Below are 20,686 nucleotides of genomic sequence, written 5' to 3' on the forward strand. Positions count from 1 at the left end.
TTCATGGGTCGGGATTCGCCTGCGGCTATCCCGACCTGTGCTCCCGGAGTTCGAACAGATAGTGGTGAACAGGGTTGATGCCGTACTGCTGGACAACCGGGTCCGAGAATTTGGGTTCCGCGGCTTTCAGACGATAGCCATGCTGCTCGATGATGGGGGTGAAATCCTGCCCGTCCTTTGTTTTGAGGGCGTCGGTGTTCGGCACGATCATCAGATATTTGACGTTGTTCTTCGCAAGCAAGGACAGCCACCAGTCGATCGCCGGGAGCCTGCATTCCGAGAAACTGTGGACGTTGACCGCCACGTCCACGCGTGCAGCAGACACGGTGTCCTCGATCTCGTCGAGCGGAACGACCTTCGCCCTGTCGTCGAGCCTGCGATGCCGAAGGTAATGCTCGCAGACGAACGTGGAGACCGGCACGGCGTCGGTGCAGAGGTATCGGGAGATGTTGGGCAGGGCGCCGAGCATTCGATGTGCCAGCCGGCCGTATCCGGCCCCGATATCCAACACGGTCACGTCACGGCGGGACGAAATGCCAAGGTGCTTTTCGAGGAAATGGATTTCGACGATGGAGTCCAGAAGGTCGCGGGACACGCGCTTGTTGTCGATCTGAACGGTGTGGATGCCGAAGTCATCGTCTTCTTCGAGCTTGTCCAGTAAGCCGAGCGTGTCGATCGACCGGACGTAGTAGGTGGTTAGCGCGTAGACCATGATATTCATGCTCCACTTGCGCACCTGCCACACGTAGGCATTGTCACCCCGGAAATAGAGCATGTCTTCTGAACTGACGTGGTCGTCGGTCCACACCAGCGGAGTCGTCACCCGGTCGTCGAACGCGGCGTAGCGAGCCTGCAGTTCCCTGAGGCGCGCATTGTCGGGGACCCAGGTAGTCCGCCGCGCCTGCCGGTAGCTGCGCCGATCCGGACCGTCCGGCGGTCTGGTACGAGGCCTTCTGCCAGTCGTACAGCATCCGCTCGTCGACGATCACCTGGCCGAAGCGATGAAGCAAAGCGTTCAGAGTCGCGCGAGCCCGCGCTTTTAGCGCCCATGGATATCGTCTCCTGTCACCTTGCCACGAACAGCGGAGCTGTACAGGAAAGCTGACATATGGTTGCGATCAGGTTGCCCCCGGCTCGCACTGTTTTTCGGCTTCAGGGGTCAAGGCACAGGTGCGATTCGCTTGGCGCGCTGGGCATCGACGGTGGCGGCGCGCCCATCAGGAGGTCCTGGGCCTGCTGGTTCATCGGGAAGGCGATGACCTCGCGGATGTTCGGCTCGTCGGCGAGCAGCATCACGATGCGGTCGATGCCCGGGCGCCGAGCCGCCATGCGGCGGGCGCCGAACTGGAAGGCGTTGTAGAGGCCGCCGAAACGGCGCTCCACCTCGTCGGCGTCGTAGCCGGCGATCGCGAACGCCTTGACCATGATGTCCGGGCGGTGGTTGCGGATCGCGCCCGACGACAGCTCGACGCCGTTGCAGACGATGTCGTACTGGAACGCCTTGATCGCGAGCGGGTCCATCGTCTCCAGCGCCTCCATGCCGCCCTGCGGCATCGAGAACGGGTTGTGGCTGAACTCGATCAGGCCGGTGTCCTCGTTGAGCTCGTACATCGGGAAGTCGACGATCCAGCAGAACCGGAACGCCCCCTCCTCGAGCAGGCCCAGTTCCTCGCCGATCCGCTCCGCGCCAGGCCGGCGAACTTCGCCGCCTGCGTCTTGGCTGGCAGACGAAGAACACCGCATCGCCATCGCCGACCCCGGCCGCGCCCTCGGACGGGTCGATGCGCGCCGGCGTCGAGGTTCTTGGCGATCGGCCCCTTGGCGCCGCCCCTCGAACCAGATGTAGCCGAGCCCGCCTGCCTCGCCGCGCGCCCAGTCGTTGAGCTTGTCGAAAAGCTGCGCGGCTGCGGACCCTGCGCCCGGCGCCGGGATCGCGCGCACCACCCGCCCTTCTCGACGTTGCGCGCAAACAGCCCGAAGCCCGAGCCGCGAAAGCCTCGGTGACGTCGGCGATGACGAGCGGGTTGCGCAGGTCGGGCTTGTCCGGGCCGTAGCTGCGCATCGCCTCGATACGGGATGCGCGGGAACGGCTCCTCCGTCACCGTGCGGTCGCCGCCGAACTCCCGGAACACGCCTGCGAGGATCGGCTCCAGCGCGGCGAACACGTCCTCCTGGGTCGCGAACGCCATCTCGAAGTCGAGCTGGTAGAACTCGCCCGGCGAACGGTCCGCCCGAGCGTCCTCGTCGCGGAAGCACGGCGCGATCTGGAAATAGCGGTCGAAGCCGGACGCCATCAGGAGCTGCTTGAACTGCTGCGGCGCCTGCGGCAGGGCGTAGAACTGCCCCGCATGCTGGCGCGCTCGGCACCAGGTAGTCGCGCGCCCCTTCGGGCGACGACGCGGTCAGGATCGGCGTCTGGAACTCGATGAAGCCCTGCTCGATCATGCGCCGGCGGATCGAGGCGATGACCCCGCGCGGAGCATGATGTTGCGGTGCACCTTGTCGCGGCGGAGGTCGAGGTAGCGGTAGCGAAGCCGCATCTCCTCGCCGTATTCCGTGTCGCCGAACACCTGCAACGGCAGCACGTCGGCCGGCGACTCGATGTGGAACTCGTGAATGCGCACCTCCACCTCGCCCGTCGGCAGGCCGGGGTTGACGGTGTCGGCGGAGCGGCGCACCACCGGGCCGGTTATGGTGACGACGCTTTCGGGCCGCGCCCGCTCGGTCAGCGCGAACAGCGGACTGGAGACCTCGACCACGCACTGGGTCAATCCGTAATGGTCGCGGAGGTCGATGAACAGCAGGTTGCCGTGGTCGCGCTTGCGATGGATCCAGCCCGAGAGGCGGACGGTTTCGCCGGCGTCGGCGGGGCGCAGCGCGCCGCACGTGTGGGTGCGAAAGGGATGCATTGAGTTTCCTGATCCGGTTGCGGTGCATGCCGCGGCGCCCAAACCACACGGAAGCCTGCACAATGTCAAGCCGCCGCGTCTCGGCCGATCATCGGCGCATCGTCGTCGGGACTGAAAATCGGATGATCCGCCCGCCGTGGCCTGCTATGGGGTTGCGGAACCCTGTGGCGGAGAGGTCCGGCCATGACACCCGAGGCCGTGTTTCTCGATTTCGACGGCACGCTGGTCGAGTCGCTCGATCTGAAGGTCGCGGCCTTCCGCACGCTCTACGCGCCGTTCGGCCGCCAGATCGAGGACAAGGCGGCGGCCTACTATCGCGCCAACACCGGCATCTCCCGCTTCGTCCGCATTCGCCGCTGTCACCGCGACCTGCTCGGCGAGGACATCGCGGCGGATGAGTTGCAGCGGCTGAGCGACCGCTTCGGCCGGTTGGTCGAGGACAAGGTGGTGGCCTGCGACGCCGTTCCGGGCGCCCTCGCCTTTCTCGATCGCTACCGCGGCGTCCTGCCGCTGTTCATCGCCTCCGCGACGCCCCAAGCGGAGTTGGAGCGCATCGTCGAGCGGCGCGCCATGGCGGCCTGCTTCACCGACATCTTCGGCTCGCCGCCCGACAAGACCGCCATCCTCCACGACGTCATCGCGACTCACTGGTTCGATCCGGCGGCGGTGGTCATGATCGGCGACGGTCGCTCGGACTTCGACGCCGCGGCGGCCAACGGCGTCCGCTTCATCGGCCGGGTGCCGCCGGGGGAAACCGGCGTCTTCCCGCCCGGAACGACGACGGTCGCGGATCTTCGCGGCCTGGAGCTGTGAGCCTCTGGCGCCGTGGCCTCGGCGCCTCCAATACCCCCTGCAACGGCCACGCTTTGCGCAGCCGCCGTTTGACTGTATAGCGTTTGCCTGATGAGCCTGATTTCCGACACCGACGACCTCGCCGACTTCTGCGACAGCCTCGCCGGAAGCGCGTACATCACCGTCGACACCGAGTTCATGCGCGAGCGCACCTACTGGTCGCGCCTCTGCCTGGTGCAGGTGGCGAGCGCGAAGCAGGCCGTCGCCATCGATCCCCTCGCGGACGGCATCGACCTGGCGCCGCTGTTCGAGGTGCTCGCGGCGCCGGACGTTACCAAGGTGTTCCACGCCGCCCGTCAGGATCTGGAGATCTTCTATCAGCTGATGGGCAAGCTGCCGGCGCCGGTGTTCGACACCCAGGTCGCGGCGATGGTGTGCGGCTTCGGCGATCAGGTCGGCTACGAGACCCTGGTGGCGAAGCTCGCCAAGGCGCGGCTCGACAAGTCGTCGCGCTTCACCGATTGGTCGCTGCGCCCGTTGAGCCAGCGGCAGATCGACTACGCCCTCGGCGACGTAATCCACCTCCGGACCATATACGAGAAGCTCAAGCAACGCATGGGGTCCGACGGTCGCATCGCCTGGCTCGAGGAGGAGATGGCGGAACTGACCACCCCGGCGACGTACGAGATGGATCCGCGGGAGGCCTACAGGCGCATCAAGAGCCGGGGCGGCAGCCGCTTTCTCGCCGTGCTCCGTGAACTGGCGGCGTGGCGGGAGTTGAAGGCGAAGGAGCGCGACGTGCCCCGCGGCCGGGTGATGCGCGACGAGGCTTTGGCCGAGATCGCCCACCACGTGCCGACCACCAGCGAGGCGCTGTCGCGCACCCGCGGCCTGCCCCACGGCTTCGCCAACGGCGCCCAGGGCGCGGAGTTGCTGGAAGCCGTCGCCCGCGGCCTCGCCGTCCCCGACGAAGACTGCCCGCAACCGCTGGAGCGCCGGGACGCCGGCCGCGGCACGGCGGCGATCGCCGAGCTTCTCAAGGTGGTGCTGAAAATGAAGTGCGACGAGCACGACGTCGCGCAGAAGCTGGTGGCGTCCGCCGCCGACGTGGAAGCGATCGCGGCGCTGGGCGGCGACGCGGCCGTGCACGCGCTGACGGGCTGGCGCCGCACCGTGTTCGGCGACGACGCCCTCAAGGTCCGCGACGGCCGCCTCGCCGTCACCGTCGATGGCCGCCGCCTCAAGCTGGTGGACCTTCAGCACGCGAACAGCGGCACGAACTGAGCCGCTTCAGCTCGGGCCGACACTACCACTTCCCGTTACTGCCGAAGCACCGCAAAGCCCGCGCTGTGCTCACTACATCCCTCACACCGCGTTACTCCCGTGCTGGCAGTCTCTCGCGCGCCTTCCGCTCGACGTGGGCCTCGGTACATGCTGCAGAGCTATTCAACGCTTGATCCCCGGCCGCACCGGCGACACACTTTCGCGGAAACAAATTCCGAGTCCTCGCTTAGGATGGCGATTATGGATCTTGATGAAGCCATTGGTCATGCTCTCGATGGCAGAGCACTTCTTTTTGCAGGAGCTGGATTCGCGCAATGTGCGGTTAATGTGGACGGAAACACGCTGCCCACCGGCAACGAGTTAGCCAGTATTTTGGCCAAAGCAGCTGGTATGCCAGAAAGCGGTCACGGCTTAGATCTGATTGCGGAAGCGGCGGAGCGCAAGCTCGGGTCGTTAAAACTCACCGAGATCCTACAAAGCACGTTTACTGTACTTTCCATCGCAGAATGGCAGAAAGCCTACGGTCTATGCCCGTGGCACCGCATATACACAACGAACTATGACACTGTGCTGGAACTTTCGTTGCAGGCAAATGGAAGACGCACTCAGTCTCTATCCCTCGGCAATGATCCGAGCGCACTGCGAAGGTCTGCAACACACTGCGTGCATCTTAACGGCTCGATTGACCAGCTAACGCCGCGAACGCTGCGCGCGGAATTCAAGTTGACCAATACGTCCTATCTGTCGTTTCTGTTTGGCGAATCAACGTGGGGCCGGCTTTTTCGTCAAGACCTTCAAGCTGCGAGATCTATATTTTTTGTAGGCTACTCGCTATACGATCTGGACATATCTCGCGTGCTTTATGAGGACCACTCTATTCACCAAAAATGTTTCTTTGTGACCCGACCGAATCCTGACGAAATGGACTTATATACGCTACAGCGTTTTGGAAGCATCGTAGACATCGGGGCCGAGGCGCTCGCATGCAAAATTCGAGACATTGCGTCTACACACGTCCGAACTGAACAGGCACTGTATTTGACTTGTTTCCGCGGAGCGTATCACAGCCCTCCAGCGACGGCTGTGCGCGATCGCGATGTCATCGACCTTTGCTTTACGGGCAAATAAAACCGGATCTTGTCGCGCAAGGAGTAGACCTAGACGACGGGGAATACTTCATCTATCGCGAGCCCCTAGGGAAAACTCCGGGAAAATAAAAAGGGTGTTCGGCCGGCCTCCCTGGGGGGCCGGGCGGGGGGGGGGGGTTTGGGGCGGGGGGGGGGGGGGGAGAGGCCGGGGGCCGGGGTTTTTTTTTTTCTCTTGCCCTTGGGCTGGTTTTTTTGTGTGGGGGGGTGGGTGGGGGGGGGGTGGGGGGGGGGGGGGGGCCCCGTTTTCTCGGGGGGGGGGGGGGGGGTGGGGGGGGGGGGGGGGGGGGGCGGCGGGGGGGGGGGGGGGGGGGCGGGAGGGGGGGGGGCCGGTTTCCGTGTTTGGGGGGGGCGGTTTTGGGGGGTTCGGGGGGGGGGGGGGGATCCGGGGAGGGGCAGGGGCGGGGCCCGGATGGCGTCGCGTAGCCTGGCTCAGCCAGAGGCGGGGGTATGGAGAACGAGGCGGACCGGGGGGGGGGGGGGGGGGGGGGGGGGGGGGGGGGGGGGGGGGGGTGGGGGGCTGGGGGGGCGGGGGGGGGGTTTTTGGGTGTGCTGGGGGGGGGGCGGGGGGCTCCTGACTGCACGGGGGGGGGGGGGGGGGGGGGGGGGGGGGGTACGGGGGGGGGGCGGGGGGGCGGGGGGGGGGGGGGGGGGGGGGGGGGGGGGGGGGGGGGGGGGCGCCGGCCCGGGGGGGGTTGGGGGTGGGGGGGGGGGGGGGTTTACGGGCGGGGGGGGGGGGGGGTGGGGGGCGGGGGGGGGGGGCGGGGCCGGGGGGGGGGAGCAACATGTGCCCCGGAGGGGGGGGGGGGGGGGGGGGTGGGGTGGGGGGGGGGGGGGGGGGGGGGGGGGGGGGGGGGGGGGGGGGGGGGGGGGGGGGGGGGGGGGGGGGGGGGGGGGGGGGGGGGCGGGCGGGGGGCCCCGGGGGGGGGGGGGGGTGGGGGGGGGGGGGGGGGGGGGGGGGGGGGGGGGGGGGGGGGGGGGGGGGGGGGGGGGGCAGGGGGGGGGGGGGGGGGGGGGGGGGGGGGGGGGGGGGGGGGGGGGGGGCGGGGCGGGGGGGGGGGGGGGGGGGGGGGGGGGGGGGGGGGGGGGGGGGGCGCGGCGGGGGGGGGGGGGGGGGGGGGGGGGGGGGGGGGGGGGGGGGGGGGGGGGGGGGGGGGGGGGGGGGGGGGGCGGGGCGGGGGGGGGGGGGGGGCCCGGGGGGGGGGGGGGGGGGGGGGGGGGGGGGGGGGGGGGGGGGGGGGGGGGGGGGGGGGAGGGGGGGGGGGGGGGGGGGGCGGGGGGGGGGGGGGGGGGGGGGGGGGGGGGGCGGGGGGGGGGGGGGGGGGGGGGGCCCCGCCGGGGGGGGGGGGGGGGGGGGGGGGGGGGGGGGGGGGGGGGGGGGGGGGGGGGGGGGGGGGGGGGGGGGGGGGGGGGGGGGGGGGGGGGGGGGGGGGGGCCGGGGGGGGGGGAGGGTGGGGGGGGGGGGGGGGGGGGGGGGGGCCGGGGGGGGGGGGTTTCAGGGGCCGGGCGGGGGGAGGGGGGCCATTTATATTGTGGGGGGGGGGGGGGGGGGGGAAAATATTTTGGGCCCCACCAACGGTTTTGTTTTTTTGGGGGGGCCCCGGGGGGGGGGGAATAAGACGGGTTAGGGCGGTTTCCCTGCATTCGGGGGTAGCAAACGGGAAGAGCATGCTTTGCGAAGCCGTTTCCTATGGTCTCTATAAAATAGGGTTTAGGGTTTTCGAGTATGTGCGGTCTGGATCATTTTTGGCCCGCGAGGTGGCTGCGCTAAAGCGCATGGAAAAGAACGTATTGATTGTAGTCGAAGACTACCCAAAGCACTTCTCCTTGTTGGAGCAACTGGTTGTTGGAGATTCTACCGGCTTGCGGTTTTTGCTTACAGCGCGCACCTACTCGCACCTTCCCGCGTTCGGTAGGCTTGTTGGTATACTCGGGCAGCAACCTTTAAAGGATTTTTTGTTGCGACTCTTTAACAACAAGGGAGATAGAACGTGTTGATGCAGTTCTCTCGAAATTTGGTCTTTGGGGCTCTTCTACATCGGTAAATAGACACCAGCGTCTAAAGCATATTGAACAAAAATATCAAAGCCAGTTTCAGCAAATTTTGCTTGCGGTACTTCAAGCTCCACACGTTGCCCAGAAATTGCAACTTGTATTCGACGCAATGGAGGCAGCGCCTGCGTTGCAGACCCTTATAGTGTGCTCACTCGTACTTAGGCACATCAATGTGGAGCCCACACAGTGGAGAATGGTGGATCTAGTCGGTGCAGATATCTACAATAAATCTCGGACTGCAAGCCATGAGCAGGCACAGGAGTTTTGTGTCGTAAGCGGAGTTGGCGTACTTGTAAAGTCGGGGGTGTTTGCGCAGTTCATGCTGAGGCAGATGTGGGACTCCGGTGTTTTACTTGGTGCAATCTCTTCGATGTTGCGGAACGCAGTCTGTGCGACGGCCGATGATGAGGAGATGAGGTACATTGCACGTGATTTAATGCGGTTTAGTATGATAGAGGGCATTTTGCCGCCGGGGCGTAGACGAGAAGCCTTAATCGCGTATTACGAAGAGATAAAATGCGTGGGCGAATGTCAGCGGAATCAGTTCTTCTGGCTTCAGTATGCTATAGCGCGACTGTCGCTGCACGAGTACGATGCAGCTAGGAACTATTTGGATACCGCGTATAGCCTTGCGCGAAAGATTCCCGGATTCAACACCCGGCAGATTGACAATCAGTACGCGCGATATCTTTTAGAAAACGCTACGTACTCAAATGACAGGGCGAGATCTTTCTCGGTGTGGCTTGACGCGAACAAACTTTTGCTCATGCAGATGCGGAAAGAAAAGGACAACCACTACCCTTACAGGGTTGCCTCAGCTTATAAGGACTATATCGAGCATTTCGGAGAATCCTGGGATCGCCGCCAAATCGCTGCATTCAGGTCGGCTTGCAATACCGTCATCGGAAATATCGGGACCCTGGAGCGCCATTTAGCGGCTCATCCTCATGTTCAGCAGTGTAAAGCGGCGCTGCAAACGGTGGCCTGGCCTAACGTGGGGGTGGCAGCCTCCTATGTTAGCGGATCCGTGGAAAACCTCATCCAACTGCGGGGCCCGACCGGCCGCAATAATCGCACTCGGATTATAGCCCGGCTGTAGCGGTGGCGGGGTCGAGGCCGCAAAGCCCGGCGCTGATGTCCCACAGGCGGCGCTGGGCCGGTTCGTCGTAGGACGCGGGAGACGAGGGCTTCGGCCGGCATTTGTCGAAGTAGCGGCCGGTGACGTTCGCGACCTCCGGGGCGCTGGCCAGGAACACGCTGGTCCTGGCGCCGGCTTCGACGTCGATGGCGGCGAGGGTCGCGAGCGACCAGACGAGGCGCGGGATCAATCGGTTGCGGACGCCGATCTCGGTGGCGACGAAGCCCGGGTGCAGCGCGTTGACGGTGACGCCGGAGCCCTCCAGCCGTCTTGCCAGTTCATAGGTGAAATAGACGTTGGCGAGCTTGGACCGCTTGTAGGCCCGCAGCCGCCTGTAGGAGTGTTCGTTCTGCAGGTCTTCGAAGTCGAGGGACGCCCCGAAATGGGCGTCCGAGGCGACGTTGACGATGCGGGCCGGGGCCGCCGCCCGGATCGCCGGCAGCAGCAGGTGCGTGAGGTGGAAATAGCCCATGTGGTTGAGGGCGAACGTCATCTCCAGGCCGTCGGCGCTCATGGTGCGCCGGCCGAACATGCCGCCGGCGTTGTTGACGAGGACGTCGATGCGGGGATGCCGTTGCAGGATCGCGTCCGCCAGGGCGCTGCGCGCCGCTCCGGCGGACAAGTCGGCGGCGAAGAACTCGGCGGTGTCGGGGCCGCGCTGGCGCCGCAATCCCTCCGCCAGGGCCTGCCCGCGCTGCCGATCCCGGCCGACGATGACGACGCGCGCCCCGGCGTCGGCGAGGCGAAGCGCGGCGACGCGGCCGATCCCGCCCGTCGAGCCGGTGATCACGCAGGTCTTCCCGTTCATGGCCTTCGCTTCCGCCATTTCACCGGCTCCGCAACCTTTTGTTGACACCCGTCCGCTGCTCCTGATCCTTTTGTTCCGAGGGATCAACCCCATTCGGTCATACGATCGGATCATACGGATGGAGATGGCAAAGCGGATCGCTTGCGCGCTGCTCGCGGCGGCGGTTGTGGTGGTGGGCGCGGCGTCCTGCGATGACGCGCCGTCGACGATGGCCGTCCACCGGGTCGACAACCCGTGGAGCTTTGCGTGGGGCGTGCTGCGCCAGGGGCCGATGCTGGTCGAGATTCGCGGCGATCCTTTCGGCATCGACCCGGTGCGATTTCGCGACATCACGCTGAGCGCGATGACGGAGGGCGTTCAGCGGAACGACGCATGGGCGGTCACCACCGAACCGAGCCGCGCCGGCAGCCGGTCGCTGCGACTGGTCATGACGTTCAACGGCGCATCCACCGTCAGCGGCCTCGACCAGTGCCTCGGACGCTCCGCCGGAGGCGGGCCGCTGCACCGGGGGTTCGTCTGGGTGGTGGCGACGTTCTGTGATCGCCAGACCGTGCTGGCGAGCGTAACCGGCAAGATCGCCAGGACCGACGGCGCCAGCGACCCCAAGTTCGCGGCGTTGATCCATCAGGTCATGCTCGACATGTTCCAGTCCGAGCCTCGGCCCTAAGAAGCTCTGCTTGGTTCGGACTGGTTAGGGCTCACACCGCGGCGGCCTGGCGCTGGGCGGCGATCAGGCACAGGTAGTCGCAGGCGATGGTCGCGGCCGCGAGCGCCGTGATGTCCGCCACATCGTAGGCCGGCGCGACCTCGACCACGTCCATGCCGACGAACCGGATATCGCGGAGGCCGTGCACGATCGCCCGCGCCTGGGCCGTGGTCGGGCCGCCCACCACGGGGGTGCCCGTTCCGGGCGCGCAGCTTGGATCGAGACAATCCACGTCGAACGTCAGGTAGGCCTTGTTGGCGCCGACGATGCGGCGTATCTCGGCGGCGACGGCGTCGGCCCCGGCTCTCTGAAGCTGGAACGCGTCGATGATGTGGAAGCCATGATCCTCGTCGTTGCCGGTGCGGATGCCGATCTGGACCGAGCGCCCGGGATCGACGAGCCCCTCCTCCGCGGCGTGGAAGAACATGGTGCCGTGGTCGAGCCGCCGGCCGTCCTCGCGCCACGTGTCGGAATGGGCGTCGAAGTGGATGAGCGACAGCGGGCCGTGCACGGCATGATGGGCGCGCAGCAGCGGGTAGCTGACGAAGTGGTCGCCGCCGAGGCTGAGCATGGAGGTCCCCGCGGCGAGGATGGTTTCCGCATGGGCCTCGATCGCGTCGGCGACGGTCTCCGGACGGCCGAAGTCGAACCAGCAGTCGCCGTAGTCGACGACGGCGAGGCGCTCGAAAGGATCGAGCCCCCACGGCCAGGGCTTGCCCCAGCTCAACATCGCCGACGCGCGCCGCACCGCCGCCGGCCCGAAGCGGGCGCCCGGGCGATTGGTGGTGGCGAGGTCGAGCGGGATTCCGGTGACGGCGACATCCACGCCGGCAAGATCGCGGGTGTACTTGCGCCGCATGAAGCTGAGCGCGCCCGCATAGGTGGGCTCGCCGCCCATGCCGTTGAGGCGATCGGTCCGGAACGCCCGGTCGCCGCCGGATTTCTCTACCATGGCGTGCTCCTTTAGAAGTAGGTTATATTTTGACGATTGTCGAGCGCCTGCAGGGCTCCGTATGGGCTCTCTCCGGCCTCAAGATGCGCGCTGTACCGTTAATTGTTCGTTAGCCATGTTTCGCGACACTCGTGCGCCATGACCGATCCGCAAAGACACACGCCCCCTGTCGCCGACATTCATGGGTCAGAGCGCCTTGCCGTCGCCGTCTCCGCAATTCCGGCGTATGTGTACCACGCTGGCGCGGCATCGCCGCCGGTGCGGCGTACGCAGGAGCCGCCGGTGCGGCGTCAGCAAGAGCCGCCGGTGCGGCGTAAGCAAGAGCCGCCGGTGCGGCGGACGAACGATCCTGCGCCGCGAACAGACGGACCCGTCACGGAGACGCTGTCATGACCGACTTCATGGATAACGTTCAGCTCAACGATTACCTGCAGTACGCCCTCGCCCTCGTCTTCGTGCTGGCGCTGATCGGCCTCCTCGCGGCGCTCGCGAAGCGCCTCGGCATGGGCGGCGCGACGCCGCGGCGGCGCGGCCGCGACCGCCGCCTGTCGGTGACGGAAGCGCTGGCGCTTGACGGCAAGCGAAAGTTGATGCTGGTGCGGCGGGACGGGGTCGAACACCTGATCATCGTCGGCCCCAACTCGGAGACCGTTGTCGAAGCCGGCATCACGACAGCCGGCGCCGATTTCGCCAGCGCGGCCCGATCCGCCGCCGGTCGGGATCTGCAGGATCGCACGGGCCCGAGGACGCCCTCGCCCGCGGACCGCATTGGCCTGCAGCGCCCGCGTCCCGCCGCCGGCCGCGACTCGGAGACGCCCGAATGAGCCTTGCGCGCCGGTTCGTCATCGCGTTCGCCGCGCTCGCCGCCGGTCTCGGCATGGGGCTGATCGCGCTGGAACCGGCGGCGGCGCAGAGCCTGTCGCTCGACCTCGGCGACAGCGGCGGAGAGGCGACGGGGCGCATTGTGCAGATCATGGCGCTGCTCACCGTGCTGAGCCTGGCGCCGTCGATCCTGGTGATGGTGACCTCGTTCACCCGCATCGTCGTCGTGCTGTCGTTCGTGCGCACGGCTTTGGGCACGCAGAACACGCCGCCCAATCAGGTGCTGATCAGCCTCGCCCTGTTCTTGACCCTGTTTGTGATGATGCCGACCATGGAGCAGGCGTACGACACCGGCATCAAGCCGCTGATCGCCGGCGACATCGACGAGGAGCAGGCGTTCGAGCGCACCGTCCAGCCGGTGCGCTCATTCATGATGGACCACGTGCGCCCGCAGGATCTGGCGATGTTCGTGGACATGGCTCAGTTGCCCGACGGCGACGCACTTCAGGAGGCGATGCCGCTCCGCGTGCTGATCCCGGCCTTCATGGTGAGCGAACTGCGGCGCGCGTTCGAGATCGGTTTCCTGATCTTCGTTCCGTTCCTGATCATCGACATGGTGGTGGCCTCGGTCCTGATGTCGATGGGCATGATGATGCTGCCGCCGGTGGTCATCTCGCTGCCCTTCAAGATGATCTTCTTCGTGCTGGTCGACGGCTGGTATCTGGTGGTCGGCAGCCTGGTCCGCAGCTTCGGACCCTGAACGGCGCCCGGCCTTGCTTCATGCCGTCATTGGCGCAGCGTGCAGCCATCGGCGCGGCGGCGACGGGGGCGGATTGTGGATTGCCGCCCATGGTCTCCGATTAAGCACGCAAGGACGGCTTCAGGCCGATCATGCCGTGCTTCCTCGCATTTACCGCTGATGCTGGCCGCCGGTCGCTGTCCACCGTTGCGAGGCCGCCTTCGCCATGCTGAGCGCGGCATGGGAGGCGCGGCTGCAGCGCTCGCTGATTGTGTGAAACAGCCTTTGGACGGCGCAGCTTCTCTCCGCTGCCTGAGCCAGATTGACCCGTTCCGCGGCGAATTGGGCGCGGGCGATCACCATGTGGGATAACATCGGACGCCTCCGTTCTTGTCGTTGAACCGCCGCAACTCGTCTCCACAACGCGGGATTGAGCAGCGGCCTTGCCATATCCTTATTAGGATACGCACTCTGTGCGCCTTGTCAAGCAAAAGCGCACGGTGTGCATGTTGTTGCGCGGCAGCGGCGTTTGGGTTAAATGAGGCGCGCCGCGGGGGCGGCGGGGGACAGGGTGGAGGAGGGCCGGGTGCGGCCATCGGATTTCAAGCGCTGGAGGAAGTCGCTGCGCTTGTCACAAAAGGAAGCGGCGGATGCGCTCGGCCTGAAGCGCCGGGTGGTTCAATACTACGAAAAGGGTGAACGGGACGGCGACAAGGTCGACGTGCCGAGATGCGTACGGCTTGCCTGCTTCGCGCTCGCCGAGGGCGTCACCGACTACAACGGTCCACCGACAGCCTCGCCCGAAGACGATGAAGCGCGACAAGCGAAGTGATCAGGCTGCGTCCGCAGGAACCAATAGCCGGATGAACGGCGGCAGCACAAACGCTGCCCGATGCATCGCCGGCGAGTAGTGCCGGGTCGCCAGACCGCCGGCGGCAAAGCGGTCGCCCAGCACGTCCTCCGTTTGTTGGCGAAGCGCGGCGTCGTTGCTGGCCCAGCCCAACGTCATGTAACCGCCGACGTAGGTCGGCACGACGATCGTGTAAAAGCCGACGTCCCGGAAGTGCGCCTTGAGGCGCCCGTAGCTTTCGGCGACCTCCCACGGCTGGTAGAAGGGTACCCCGCACTGGGTTACCAGCACGCCGTCCGCGCCCAATAGCCGGCTGCAGTCGGCGTAGAACGCCTCCGTGAACAGCACCTCGCCAGGGCCCGACGGGTCGGTTGAGTCGACGATGATGACGTCGAACGGATTTTTGGCCTCGGCGATGTAGGCGATACCGTCTGCGATCCTGAGGTCGACGCGCGTATCGTCGAAGGCCCCCTGGCTCAACGCCGGCATCAACGCGCGGCAGGTCTCTACCACCCGCCCGTCAATCTCGACCATCACCGCGCTCTCGACCGGATGGCGCAGCACCTCACGCAGGATGCCGCCGTCGCCGCCGCCGATGATCAGCACCCGGCGGGCTTTGCCATGGGCGAGCATCGGCACATGAACCAGCATCTCATGGTAGATGAACTCGTCCCGCTCGGTGGTCTGCACGGCGCCGTCGAGAACCAGCACGCGCCCGAAGTATGCCGTCTCGACGATGCGCAGGTCCTGGAACTCGGTGGTCTCGTGGTGCAACTCGCGCAGCACCTCGAGACGCTGTTCGTAGCCGTGGGGGCGGTGGATGGTCTCGGCCAGCCAACTCACGAGAGGCGCCCGCGCCGGTGCTCCGACAGATCGACCGATGTCGGCCGGAAGGCGTCGCGGAGTACCGGGATCGAGCGCTGCGGATCGCACGCGCCGCACATGAACACGTCGATGGCAGCGAAGTCTCGCTCCGGCCAAGTGTGGATGCTGATGTGGGACTCTGCGAGGACCAGCACCCCGGATACGCCGCCTCCCTCACCGAACTGATGAAGGTGGGCATGCAGGATCGTGGCGCCGGCGGCGGTGGCCGCGGCCCGTAGGGCGGTTTCGATGCGTTGCGGATCCGTCAGGTTACTGGCGCCCCAAAGGTCGATGAGCAGGTGGCCGCCCGCGTATCGATGACCACCCTTCTCGATGAAAAAGTCTGGGCCAACCCGGATTTCGGACTCTGCGACCGCAGCCGCCTCGAATTCAACCTCGCCATCTCTGGGCATTCTGACCCCACCTCGCCATCATGTTGCATGGAAAGAGCCGGTAGATACAGGAAACCGGCACGGGCTTTCAAGTAGGACGCTTTCAAAAAATGTAAAGCGCGACGACCCCGGCGGCGCAATCGCCGCGCGGCGTCCGCAAGCGAGCAGCGGGGTCTCAGTTGATGGTGCTGAGGCCCTCGTGCTGCAGACGATCGCGGTAGGCGCCGAGAAACGCCTGGAAGTTCACGACGTCCTCGACGCTGTCGGATACAGCGGCCTGCAGCCCCGCCGGGCGATGGCGACCGTCCGCTACGACCAGGCGGAAGGCGGCGCGATAAGGGGACGCGTCCATGGCCGCGCCATGATCGTTGTCGAGCTGGCGGAGACGGTCGGCGTCGTCGGCCAGAGACCGGGCGACAGCCTCGTTCAGCACGAGGCGCGCTTGGCTGTCGTCCAGGGCCGCGCCGGGATTTGCGCCCGCCGCCGTCGCCACCTGTTCGAGGACACGGCCCGCATTGCGCCAATCCTTCATCCGCCAGTGGATGTCGGCGCGGATCAGGTCGGCGTCCGTGCCGTCGTCTCGGGCCAGCAGCCCGAGCGCCTCGTCGAAACGTTCCATCTCCGCCAGCGCCCGGGCCCGCAGGTGGCGGCGCTGACGCTGCAGGGGCTCAGGCATTTCGTCCGCCTCGGACGCCTGCAGAGCCTCCAGGGCCGCGTCGGGCTGGCGGTCGAGGAGGCGCAGGAGGGCAAGGCGAGCACCGGTGCGCGCCTTCTCCACGCCGTCCCGCAAGCGATGCCGAACCTGATCGTCGAGAAGGTCCGCGGCTTGGTCAAGGAGGTCGACGGCGGCCAGCCGGTCGGCTAGGGACTGAATGATTTGGTCGCCACTGTCGCCCGCCGGATTCAACTCCCGGAACTCGTTGAACAGCGCAATGGCCGACAGCGGCGCCACGTCGGCGGCGGCACCATCCAGAAACAGCCGCTCGAAGGTATCGGCCATCTGCCGAGTGATCTCCACGGTGTCGGGGTGGTCCGGGAATGACGAGACCGCTTGACGCAGTGTGCGGAGGCTGGCGGCGTCGTCTCCTTCGCGGTGGTACAGTTCTCCGAGGCGCCGCAAATACGCGAACTCGAACCCGTCGCCTCGCCAAGCGAACCGCAGTTTTTCCGCCTCTCGGATCGCCTGCTCCGGCGTCATCCCGCCCTGGTCGAGGCGGAGTTCGATGCTCGCCAGGGCGGCGCGCGCCCGACTGGCCCGGTGCGCCCCCTGCTCTGCTTCGGTCCAATGGGCGAGCGCCTGCGGGAAGTCGCCGCTCGCCTGCGCCAGCCGGCCCTCGAGGTAACGGTGGCGCCCCTCGCCGCCCGCACCAAGGTCCTCCATGGCCAATACATCCAAGAATCGCCGGGCGATCATCGCCTCTCCCCGGCCGATCGCGGATTCGGCGAGCAGGAACAAAAGCGGCGTTCGCAAGTCTCGGGGATAGGTCAGCGTCAGGGCGCCGATGTCGTGCAGGTCAGGCGCCCCAACCGGACGTCCATCCGCATCCCGCCCTCTCGCGGCGGCGAGCGCCACCTGCCACAGAGCAGCCTCGTCGCTTCCCGCCAGTTGAGGCTGCGCGAGGTTGCTTTCGGCCTCTGCGAGGCGCCCCATCATCACCTGCGCCGCGCCCCTGAGGAGAAGGAAGCGCGCGTCTTCGGCAATCTCCGGCCGGTCCTCCGCCACCACGTCGAGCACGCCGAGGCTTTCCGCAGCCTGGCCGGTCGCGAGGTAGAACTCCGCCAGTTCCACCCTGGGTTGCTCGCGCTCGCCGCCTTCTGCGGCTGCCGCAGCGCGCAACAGGCGCCGCCGTTCGGCGCCAAGACGCGCAAGCGGAAGATCGCGCCAGTGGTGGAGACCGGTGAGCCGGGTCAGGGCGCGGTCGGGCGCGAGGCGCGATCGGTTGCGCACGTCGTCGGGGACCGGGGACAGATGGAGACCGCGCTTGGAGGTGATCTCCACGCCGTCAACGGTGTTCACGATCAAATCATCGATGCGGGGGACGATGACCAGCCCCTGGCTGCTGACGAGCAGATCCAGCTCCGGATACTCGAACCCCCGCGCCAGTCCGTGGCCGACAGGGTACAGGGGAACGACGATCACCGTGTCCCCCACCTCCGGATCGGTGACGGCGATCGGCGCGGCGGGCTCCGACACGGCTATGACGATGGCGCCGCCGTCCGGAGTTTCCGGTTCCACCCTCGGCTCCAACGGGACTTCCGGCGTGGCCGCATGCTGCCCCAGTTCCAGGAGCCAATCCGAGCCGTCCCGAACGACCCGCACCGGCACGATGTCGCTCGACGGCGTCATGTGAAGGACGGTGGCGTTCTCCACTGGCAACCGGTCGATGTCCGCAAGCGCGGAACCGGCGAGTACTCGAACGGCGTCAAAATCGAGCGCCTCGGTGGTGCCGAACACCGCCCAGATGCGGCCGGCGCGCATGAACACGGCAGCGGGCGTCGGTTCCTTGAAAGGAAAACGCAAGGTGATGGGAGCATCTGCGGCGGCGTCTTGAGGTTCCGCCGGCGCTGCGTCCGGTTTCGTCTCATCCTGTGGGGCGACATGGTGTGCCGCCGACGGCGCGTCCTCTGTCGGCTGCGGGATCGCCGGCGGCTCCGGAGCCGGCTTCGGCTGATGTTCTGCTGTCCTGTCGGGCAACGGCGGCGAGCGAGGCTCCTCCGGGTGCGGCTCCGGTGCGGCGCCTTTCGGCTCGGCCGGCTCCGCTTCAGCTGCCGCCTCGGGGCGGTCTGGCTCGACTTGCGAACCGGCTGCCTCGGGGGCGGCGGCGGCGGCGGCGTGCGGGTGCCACGCGCGTAGACGTCGAGGACGACCTTGGGGCCGACCCGCATGTCTTCGACCCGGGAATCGGCGGGAACGGTCAAGCGCACTCGGGAACCGCTGGCATCGCTGTCGGCGGTGGCGGCGCGAATGTGCTTTGCCGGCGGCGTCTTAAGTCGCGCCACGCCGATGTTGGCCGGGCGGTCGAACGTGACCTGCAGCGCGTCGCCGCTGCGAGTGACCGTATAGGGGACCCGCTTCTCCCAGTCGAACACGATGCGGCTGAATTTTCCGTGCTCGCCGATGCGCACCCCGATGGCAGGCCCTGCGCTGTCGGTGTCTTGGGCGTCGCCGCTGTTGTGCGGGGGTGTGGGTGTGGGCATCTCTGCTTCGGCCGAACGCTCCACCAGGTCGATAAAGCCGACGCCATCGATGTCGTAGAAGACCAAAGTCACCGGGCGCTTCAAAGGCACCGTCACGGACCGCCCATCGGCTGCTCGCTGCGGCGGTCCGATGTAGCCGTCGAGAACTCGCGTGGCCGCGTCGAAGTCGAGGTTCAGCGGCTGGTCGAAGTGGATGACGAGGCGCCCGTTGTCCAGCGTCGCTTCGAAACCCACCGGGCGTCCCCAGTCGAAGCGAAGCCGCCCAGTCCCGTCCTCGACCGTGCCGGTGACCCTTGTGCCCGGCCCGCCCGTCGCCGGCTGCGCAGCGGCGGGCCCGGCCAGGACGCAAACCGCGGCATAGAGGACGACCAGGATCCGGCACCAGAAAGCGGTTGTCACCTGCGACCTCCTGTATCGGGCAGGATGGCGATATCGACGCTGTTCGCGGTCGCTCCGCCGCCAGCATCCACGCGTCCCACGGCGACAATGGGGCGATCGTCTCCGGCCCTGGCCAGGGCACCGGCAACGACCACCGCGCGCGCGACGGACAGCTCCCAGCCGGAGGCATAGAGACCGTCCGCCGTGCCGTCGGCATCGCCATGAACAGCCACAGACAAAGGGTTGCCGATGTTGCGGAGGCGGTTGGAGATTGCCGCCAGTGTCCGATCCGCCCCCGGCACAAGTTCAACTCCGCCGTTTGCGAACACTGGGTGCTGCGCAAAAACCAGCCTCAGGGTTTCCGGCTCGCGGATGATTCGGACCCCCGCCAGATCTGGATCGTCCGCCACGTTCGCCTCCAGGATCGTCCCCAGATAGCCCAAATCCGCGATGGGCGGGAGCCGGGTCAAGCGGCTGTTGCGGTGCGCGGTGGGAACGTCTGCGTCCAGCTCCGTAGCAACCTTGAACGACAGGGTCAGCGACTGCACGGTGGAACGCCACATGTCGCCCGGGATCCCGGTCATCGCAAACAGCATCACGAAGAACGACAGGAGCAGCGCGGCGAGGTCGGCGAAGGTCACCATCCAGGCAAGGCCGCGCGCGGCGTCCGCGGCGGGCGGTGGCGCGGCAAGCAGGTCGAGGCCTAAGGATGCGCCGGTAAGTGCATGTTCGGGCTTGGTCATGTTGGCAATGCTTGGCTCGATCAGGTTCGTCCCATCACATCCGCCTGAGCGCGCGGCGTGCCATTATGCGCTTCGGCGCGCGGCACAACATCGTGCGTGATGCGAATAACGAAGACAATCGTATGGATCGCCGCGCCGTCGCGAAGTCGTGCGCGCGGGGCGGCACGTTCGACGGCGATGGCGACGTCAGGCGCCGGCAGGCCGCGGGTTACCATGGCGCGCGCCGCCGCGCCAGCCTGGCGCAGAATCAGGCTCTCGGGAGCGGTCGACTCCGAAAGTCGCGGGTCGGCGTCGGACGCAGCAACACGCAGCGTTACCGTGTAGGGCAGGCCCGCAAGGCGTTTACTGACGCCGGTGACGATGGCATCGAGCACAGGGAGCCGCGCCTCCCGCAGGCGGACGCTGTCGCGGTGGAACAGCACGTCGAGCGGCACTGTCATTTCGAGCAAGCGGCCGACGGCGGTGATCTCGATTTCTGCAAAGCCGACACGGGTCGCGAACAACGCGCCGAGATCAGACTCCAATCTGCGTAAAGCAACCACGTCCCCCTCCTCGGAGCCGGCGGGATGGGGCAGCGTGTCGGCGGCGCGCAGACCATGAAACGCCGAGGCCAGACTCCGGATTACCTGGTCGGATCGTCCGCCGTTGATCGTCGAGTAGCTGACCATTACGATGAAGAATGCGAGTACGACAAGAAACAGTGCCAGCAGCAGCGTCGGGGTCGAGCCGCCGGATGCGGCAGGTTCATTATGCTCCGCCGGGATGGGCGCTGACGCGGCGAGCAGGCATCCGGCGGAACGCACGTCGAGGATGTCCCCGCTTCGCCCGGTGCGCGAATCGGCGGGATCGTTCGCCGTCGGCGGCAGCCAGTCGTCAGCAGCCGCCATCGTGCGGCTTGCCAAGGGGCCTAA

General features: G+C 67.1%; 16 protein-coding genes and 1 pseudogene. 8 read left to right on the plus strand and 9 right to left on the minus strand.

Annotated features, from left to right (window positions below; translation table 11 throughout):
• Window positions 1–25: 25 nt before the first annotated feature.
• Together IPM60_11730 and aspS are read right to left on the minus strand one after the other, a co-directional pair.
• Window positions 26–823 (minus strand): putative sugar O-methyltransferase, encoded by a 798-nt coding sequence (locus tag IPM60_11730; protein MBK8908538.1) that lies wholly within the window; start codon window positions 821–823, stop codon window positions 26–28.
• Between the two features lie 329 nt (window positions 824–1,152).
• Window positions 1,153–2,909, minus strand: a pseudogene (gene aspS, locus IPM60_11735) (aspartate--tRNA ligase).
• A 183-nt stretch (window positions 2,910–3,092) separates the two neighbouring features.
• Between aspS and IPM60_11740 the strand changes: the two are divergent.
• The 4 genes from IPM60_11740 (at window position 3,093) to IPM60_11755 (ending at window position 9,284) form a co-directional block, all read left to right on the plus strand.
• Window positions 3,093–3,722: an HAD family hydrolase gene (locus tag IPM60_11740; protein ID MBK8908539.1), complete on the plus strand. Its 630-nt coding sequence runs from the start codon at window positions 3,093–3,095 to the stop codon at window positions 3,720–3,722.
• A gap of 90 nt (window positions 3,723–3,812) precedes the next feature.
• The gene (gene rnd / locus IPM60_11745) at window positions 3,813–4,985 is read left to right on the plus strand and encodes a ribonuclease D (GenBank protein ID MBK8908540.1); all 1,173 of its coding nucleotides are present in this window, start codon (window positions 3,813–3,815) and stop codon (window positions 4,983–4,985) included.
• 240 nt (window positions 4,986–5,225) lie between these two features.
• On the plus strand, window positions 5,226–6,113 hold the full coding sequence (locus IPM60_11750; protein MBK8908541.1) for an SIR2 family protein: 888 nt from the start codon (window positions 5,226–5,228) through the stop codon (window positions 6,111–6,113).
• 2,265 nt (window positions 6,114–8,378) lie between these two features.
• Window positions 8,379–9,284 carry a hypothetical protein gene (locus IPM60_11755; protein MBK8908542.1) on the plus strand — a complete coding sequence of 302 codons (906 nt, stop codon included), beginning with the start codon at window positions 8,379–8,381 and terminating at the stop codon, window positions 9,282–9,284.
• On the opposite strand, the gene IPM60_11760 is transcribed toward IPM60_11755, so the two are convergent.
• Window positions 9,268–10,131 (minus strand): SDR family oxidoreductase, encoded by an 864-nt coding sequence (locus IPM60_11760; GenBank protein ID MBK8908543.1) that lies wholly within the window; start codon window positions 10,129–10,131, stop codon window positions 9,268–9,270. The two genes, IPM60_11755 and IPM60_11760, sit on opposite strands and share 17 nt — an antisense overlap.
• Window positions 10,132–10,249: 118 nt before the next feature.
• Here IPM60_11760 and IPM60_11765 point away from each other — a divergent pair, with 118 nt between their 5' ends.
• Complete coding sequence (locus IPM60_11765) at window positions 10,250–10,798, plus strand: hypothetical protein (protein ID MBK8908544.1); 549 nt, start codon at window positions 10,250–10,252, stop codon at window positions 10,796–10,798.
• Window positions 10,799–10,829: 31 nt separating this feature from the next.
• Here IPM60_11765 and speB read toward each other — a convergent pair whose 3' ends face one another.
• Window positions 10,830–11,789 carry an agmatinase gene (gene speB / locus IPM60_11770; protein MBK8908545.1) on the minus strand — a complete coding sequence of 320 codons (960 nt, stop codon included), beginning with the start codon at window positions 11,787–11,789 and terminating at the stop codon, window positions 10,830–10,832.
• 389 nt (window positions 11,790–12,178) lie between these two features.
• On the opposite strand from speB, the gene IPM60_11775 reads away from it, so the two are divergent.
• The 3 genes from IPM60_11775 to IPM60_11785 all read left to right on the plus strand — a co-directional run bounded on the left by IPM60_11775 (window position 12,179) and on the right by IPM60_11785 (window position 14,182).
• Window positions 12,179–12,613, plus strand: coding sequence for a flagellar biosynthetic protein FliO (locus tag IPM60_11775; GenBank protein ID MBK8908546.1), 435 nt, complete (start codon window positions 12,179–12,181; stop codon window positions 12,611–12,613).
• Entirely contained in the window at window positions 12,610–13,371 is a 762-nt protein-coding gene (gene fliP, locus IPM60_11780) for a flagellar type III secretion system pore protein FliP (GenBank protein MBK8908547.1), read from the plus strand. Before IPM60_11775 ends, fliP begins: the two co-directional genes overlap by 4 nt.
• Before the next feature lie 565 nt (window positions 13,372–13,936).
• Entirely contained in the window at window positions 13,937–14,182 is a 246-nt protein-coding gene (locus IPM60_11785) for a helix-turn-helix transcriptional regulator (protein ID MBK8908548.1), read from the plus strand.
• Here the strand turns inward: IPM60_11785 and speE are convergent, their stop codons facing one another.
• From speE to IPM60_11810, 5 genes are all read right to left on the minus strand, one after another.
• A complete protein-coding gene (gene speE / locus IPM60_11790; protein MBK8908549.1) occupies window positions 14,183–15,043 on the minus strand; it encodes a polyamine aminopropyltransferase in 861 nt (286 codons plus the stop codon).
• Window positions 15,040–15,477 carry an adenosylmethionine decarboxylase gene (gene speD, locus IPM60_11795; GenBank protein MBK8908550.1) on the minus strand — a complete coding sequence of 146 codons (438 nt, stop codon included), beginning with the start codon at window positions 15,475–15,477 and terminating at the stop codon, window positions 15,040–15,042. The genes speE and speD overlap by 4 nt, the downstream gene beginning before the upstream one ends.
• A 154-nt stretch (window positions 15,478–15,631) precedes the next feature.
• Complete coding sequence (locus IPM60_11800; GenBank protein ID MBK8908551.1) at window positions 15,632–17,941, minus strand: hypothetical protein; 2,310 nt, start codon at window positions 17,939–17,941, stop codon at window positions 15,632–15,634.
• A gap of 1,108 nt (window positions 17,942–19,049) precedes the next feature.
• Window positions 19,050–19,775, minus strand: a complete 726-nt coding sequence (locus tag IPM60_11805; protein ID MBK8908552.1) for a hypothetical protein — start codon at window positions 19,773–19,775, stop codon at window positions 19,050–19,052.
• 20 nt (window positions 19,776–19,795) lie between these two features.
• Window positions 19,796–20,662: a hypothetical protein gene (locus tag IPM60_11810; GenBank protein ID MBK8908553.1), complete on the minus strand. Its 867-nt coding sequence runs from the start codon at window positions 20,660–20,662 to the stop codon at window positions 19,796–19,798.
• Window positions 20,663–20,686: the final 24 nt, after the last annotated feature.

The sequence above is a fragment of the Rhodospirillales bacterium genome, assembly GCA_016710335.1.
Classification (GTDB): Bacteria; Pseudomonadota; Alphaproteobacteria; order Rhodospirillales; family Defluviicoccaceae; genus JADJXQ01.